The organism is Actinomycetota bacterium (assembly GCA_036280995.1).
Classification (GTDB): Bacteria; Actinomycetota; CALGFH01; order CALGFH01; family CALGFH01; genus CALGFH01.
Genome location: DASUPQ010000204.1, coordinates 1 through 4,272 on the forward strand (window position 1 = coordinate 1; position 4,272 = coordinate 4,272).

Genomic DNA, 4,272 nt, shown 5'->3' on the forward strand with positions numbered 1-4,272 from the left:
GCTTGCGCATGCTGAGCGCCCCGACGCCGTCCCGGTCGGCGAGGGCGACGGCCGCGTCGAGGACCCGCCGCCGGCTCAGGGGGATCTGGGTGGTCATCTCGAATCCTCAACGTAGGGGTTGACGAACTTACACTGTAAGTCGGGAACGAAGATGGAAACGACCACCGCCGGCAAGGACGCCGGGACGGCCACGAGCCAGGGAACCACCATGCGGGCGATCGCCCAGGACCGCTACGGCGGCCCGGACGTGCTGGAGCTCCGGGACGTCACCAGGCCGGTGCCCGGGGACGGCGAGGTGCTGATCCGGGTGCGGGCGGCCGGCCTCCACCGGGGCGACTGGCACGTCATGACCGGCCTGCCCTACCTGATCCGCCTCGTGCTCCCGACGCTCGGGCTGCGCAGGCCCAAGACCCCCGTCCTGGGCATGGACGTCGCCGGGACCGTCGAGGCGGTCGGCGGCGACGTCACCCGGTTCGAGCCCGGCGACGCGGTGTTCGGCTGGACCGACGGCGCCTTCGCCGAGTACGCCACCGCACCCGAGGACCAGCTGGCGCCCATGCCGGCCACCCTCGGCTTCGAGCAGGCCGCGGTCGTGCCCGTCTCCGGGTTCGCCGCCCTCCAGGCGCTCCGGGACGTTGGCGAGATCCAGGCCGGCCAGCGGGTCCTGGTCATCGGGGCGGCCGGCGGCGTCGGGTCGTTCGCCGTGCGGCTGGCCAAGGCGTTCGGGACCGAGGTCACCGGGGTGGGCAGCACGACCCAGCTCGACTTCATCCGCTCCCTCGGCGCCGACCACGTGATCGACTACACCCGCGAGGACGTCACCGACGGGACGCGCCACTGGGACCTGATCCTCGACACCGCTGGCCACCGTTCGCTGTCCCGGCTCCGGCGTGCCCTCACCCCGGCGGGGACGCTGGTCATCGTCGGCAGCGAAGGGCGAGGACGGTGGCTGGGAGGCTTCGACCGCAACCTCCGGGCGGTGGTGCTGTCACGGTTCGTGGGCCAGCGCCTGCGGATGCTGAGCTCCACGCCACGCCCGCGGGACCTCCAGACCCTGCGCGAGCTCGTCGAGGCCGGCAAGCTCACCCCGGTGGTCGACCGGACCTACCCGCTGGCCGAGGTTCCCGACGCCATCCGGCACATGGTGGCTGGCCACGTCCGGGGCAAGCTCGCCATCACCGTGTGAGCCGGTGGCCCGGCCTGTGTCGGGTATCACATCTCCGCCGTACCACACGGCACTGACAATCCGCTGGATCTCGACATGCTGGGGGTTGCACGGCGACACGCGCGAATGAGGAGGGGGCGATGTCGCGGTCAACGATCCCGGCCTGGCTGGCCACCGCGGGGGGCATGACGGTGCTGGTCGCCGCGACCCTGTGGATCCCGACGGTGGTGACGGTCGCGACGGGGCTGGCGGTGCTCGCGCTCAGCGCGCTGGTGCTGTACCAGGCGGCGACCAGGACGGGCACCGGCGGCGGCCACGGGCTGGCCGGCCTGGTCACCGCCGCCCTCGGGCTGCTCCTGGTCGGGCTCCTGGGCATGCCCGGCGTCGCCAGCGACACGAGCGCGCTCGACCTCAGGTGGGCCCCGCCGGCTGGCGCCGAACCGGCGCCACCCACCCCCGAGCCGGCGCCGCCCACCGAGCCGCAGCCGGACCCGGGCCAGCAGCCACAGCCGGGCCCGCTCCACCCGGCCGAGGTCGAAGCGTCGGCGTGGGCCGGTCCCAGCAAGGACGGCGCCGGCTCCACGGTGACGTTCGAGGCCGAGAACCTGGTCGACGGGCTGGCCGACACCGCCTGGCGGGTGGAGGGCGACGGCGTCGGGCACACTCTGACGTTCCGCTTCGACCGCCCGGTCCACCTGACCGCGATCGGGCTGCTGCCCGGCTACGCCAAGGTCGACCAGGTGAGCGGCGTGAACCGGTTCCGGCAGAACCGGCGGGTCACGGCCGCGACCTACACCTTCGACGGCGGCGGCCAGGGCGCCGTCACCTTCTCCGACACCGCCGAGCTGCAGCTGCACCAGGTGAACGCGGACACCACCACGGTGGTGGTCCAGATCACCGGTTCCACCAGGGCGACGGACCGCCCCTACACGGCGATCTCCGAGGTGCGGTTCGCCGGCTGGCCGATCGGCTGAAAGGCGGCAGACGATGACGACCGGACGACCGCGATCGACCGAGACGACCCGCTACCTGTGCGCCGCCGCCTACCTCCACCGGCGGTTCGCGGACGACGTCATCACCAAGGTCCTGGAGGAGGAGCACCGCGCCGTCGCCCCCTCGTACGGCGTGGACATCGTCCCCGTGGTCCGTCACTGCCTGACGGCCCAGCGCCGGCGCCTGACCCGGGACGCCGTGCTCACCGGGCTGCTGCTGGTCGGCGGGCCGCTGCTCCTGCTCGCCGGCGGGTCGCTGCCCGGCGTCGGCCTGCGCCTGGCCGTCCTGGCCTGGGCGGTCATCTTCGTGGAGTCCTGCATCAACCGCTACGAGGCGCTGGTCCGGCTGCTGCGGAACCGCTTCAACCCGGACGCCGCCCAGCCGCCGCTCAGCCGCCGCCAGGCCAGGCTGGTCCGCGAGCTGGAACGCAACGAGGCCGGCAACGTGACCGTCTACAGCGGGTTCTCGCCGTTCGTGGGCTGCGGCCTGGCCGAGGACGGCTGGTCCTTCGCCCTCAACGTGGGCAAGGGCCGCCGCGACCTGCACGACGTCCGCGAGCCGATCCCCTTCGAGGTGGAGGAGCTCCACGACGAGGTGGTGTCGGCCCTGCGGGCCCTCGGCATGGACCAGCTCCGCATCGAGGACCGCCTGTACGTCAACGGGCAGGACATCCGTGACGACCGCCGCTTCCTGCCCAACCCGTTCGCCCGCCCGGGCGCGTGGGCCGACCCGGCCGTCGTCCGCCACTACCTGCGGTTCCCCACCCAGCGGGTCAGGCACTACACCTGCCTCCAGGTGGTCGACTGGCAGGGCGAGCTGGTCCTGTCGATCTTCTTCCGCTGCACCAAGGCCGGCGGCAACCTGTTCGTCGAGGCCAGCCGCTTCCTGCTGCCCCCGCTGCACGACCGCTACCACAAGGTCGACAACCTCCGCGCCACCCCCGACGTCGCCGGCGCGGCCGAGCTGGCCCTCCAGGCCACCGTCGGGACGGTGCCGGTGCTGCTGCTGGCGCCCTTCCATGTCGTGGGCCGGCTGCTGTCGCGGCTGACCGGATGGTTCAACCGCCTGTCCATGCGCCGCGCCATCAGGGCCAACCCGAGCTTCGACTACGGCGCCACCACCAGCATCCGCCAGACCGGCATGTCTCCCAGGTACCGGCGCTACTTCCAGCGGCTGGACCGGGAGATGTACGTCAAGATCGTCGAGCAGCGCCTCCTGGACGCGATCATCCAGTTCCTGGACGAGCACGACGTGGACGTCAGCGACCTGGTCGAGCGGCAGACGACCATCCTCAACAACGGCGTGATGCTGTCCGGCGGGTCGATCCAGGCCGAGAGCCTGGCCGTGGGCGCCGGGGCGCGCGCCAAGGCCAGCCAGGCGGCCAAGACCGTGAAGGCGGCGGCCACGAGCGCGGGCGCAAAGCCCTGACCACGGGAGGCAGCGCGATGGACCAGGGACGCAACGAAGGCATCTCGATGTCGGGAGGCAGGATCGAGGCCGGGGCGCTCGCCGTCGGCCGCGGCGCCAGGGCCACCAACGTCGTCGAGGCGGCCGGGCAGACGCTGACCGGACGCGGCCAGGCCGAGCTCGCCGACCGCCTCGCCGACCTGGTCCGGCAGCTGGAGGCGCACGCGTCGCGGCTCGACAACGCCGACGAGCTCCGGGAGACCACCGAGGCGGTCGCCACCGAGCTCGCCAAGGACAAGCCCAACCGGATCACCGTCACCGGCCTGCTCGACGGCCTGGCCAGGGGTGTCGGGTCGGTGGCCGGCCTGACCACCGCCGTCCAGGCCCTCGCCCAGGCGGCGATCGCCATCCTCTGACGCCAGGTGCTTCATGGTGGCGGGAACGGCCGCCTGATCCGTGTCGGGCCGAGCCAGGCGGCCAGGCGTCCGGCTTCGGCTCGATCATGCCGGCGGTCTCCGCGTCGACCGTCTCGAGCGGGCGCAGCGCGATCTCGCCGTACGGATGGCCTCGAGCTCGCCGAGCAGGCGCGCCGCCGCCTCGGGCCCGGTGCCGGCGTCGGCCAGCATCCCGATCGTCCGCCGGCGTTCCACCGCACCGACGGCGCGGGTTGCGGCGGCATGGATGACCGGCACGTCGTCGATCGCCGC

At 73.1% G+C, this 4,272-nt stretch carries 6 protein-coding genes; 4 read left to right on the forward strand and 2 right to left on the reverse strand.

All coding sequences use genetic code 11. The features are described from left to right. The coding region (locus VF468_06435; protein HEX5877946.1) for a TetR/AcrR family transcriptional regulator at positions 1 to 97 on the reverse strand (97 nt) is incomplete at its 3' end. 111 nt (positions 98 to 208) lie between these two features. On the opposite strand from VF468_06435, the gene VF468_06440 reads away from it, so the two are divergent. From VF468_06440 to VF468_06455, 4 genes are all read left to right on the forward strand, one after another. Next, complete coding sequence (locus tag VF468_06440; protein ID HEX5877947.1) at positions 209 to 1,186, forward strand: NAD(P)-dependent alcohol dehydrogenase; 978 nt, start codon at positions 209 to 211, stop codon at positions 1,184 to 1,186. Between the two features lie 119 nt (positions 1,187 to 1,305). Further along, positions 1,306 to 2,139, forward strand: a complete 834-nt coding sequence (locus tag VF468_06445; protein HEX5877948.1) for a hypothetical protein — start codon at positions 1,306 to 1,308, stop codon at positions 2,137 to 2,139. Positions 2,140 to 2,152: 13 nt separating this feature from the next. Next, positions 2,153 to 3,586, forward strand: a complete 1,434-nt coding sequence (locus VF468_06450) for a hypothetical protein (protein ID HEX5877949.1) — start codon at positions 2,153 to 2,155, stop codon at positions 3,584 to 3,586. Positions 3,587 to 3,603: 17 nt separating this feature from the next. Continuing rightward, positions 3,604 to 3,981 (forward strand): hypothetical protein, encoded by a 378-nt coding sequence (locus VF468_06455; GenBank protein HEX5877950.1) that lies wholly within the window; start codon positions 3,604 to 3,606, stop codon positions 3,979 to 3,981. Between the two features lie 84 nt (positions 3,982 to 4,065). On the opposite strand, the gene VF468_06460 is transcribed toward VF468_06455, so the two are convergent. Further along, on the reverse strand, positions 4,066 to 4,272 hold a 207-nt coding region (locus VF468_06460), incomplete at its 5' end, for a hypothetical protein (protein ID HEX5877951.1).

Excerpts from the sequence above, each read along its gene's own strand:
- VF468_06445 (HEX5877948.1), top strand. The coding sequence starts at position 1,306 with ATGTCGCGGTCAACGATCCCGGCCTGGCTGGCCACCGCGGGGGGCATG.
- VF468_06450 (HEX5877949.1), top strand. The coding sequence starts at position 2,153 with ATGACGACCGGACGACCGCGATCGACCGAGACGACCCGCTACCTGTGC.
- VF468_06455 (HEX5877950.1), top strand. The coding sequence starts at position 3,604 with ATGGACCAGGGACGCAACGAAGGCATCTCGATGTCGGGAGGCAGGATC.
- VF468_06440 (HEX5877947.1), top strand. The coding sequence starts at position 209 with ATGCGGGCGATCGCCCAGGACCGCTACGGCGGCCCGGACGTGCTGGAG.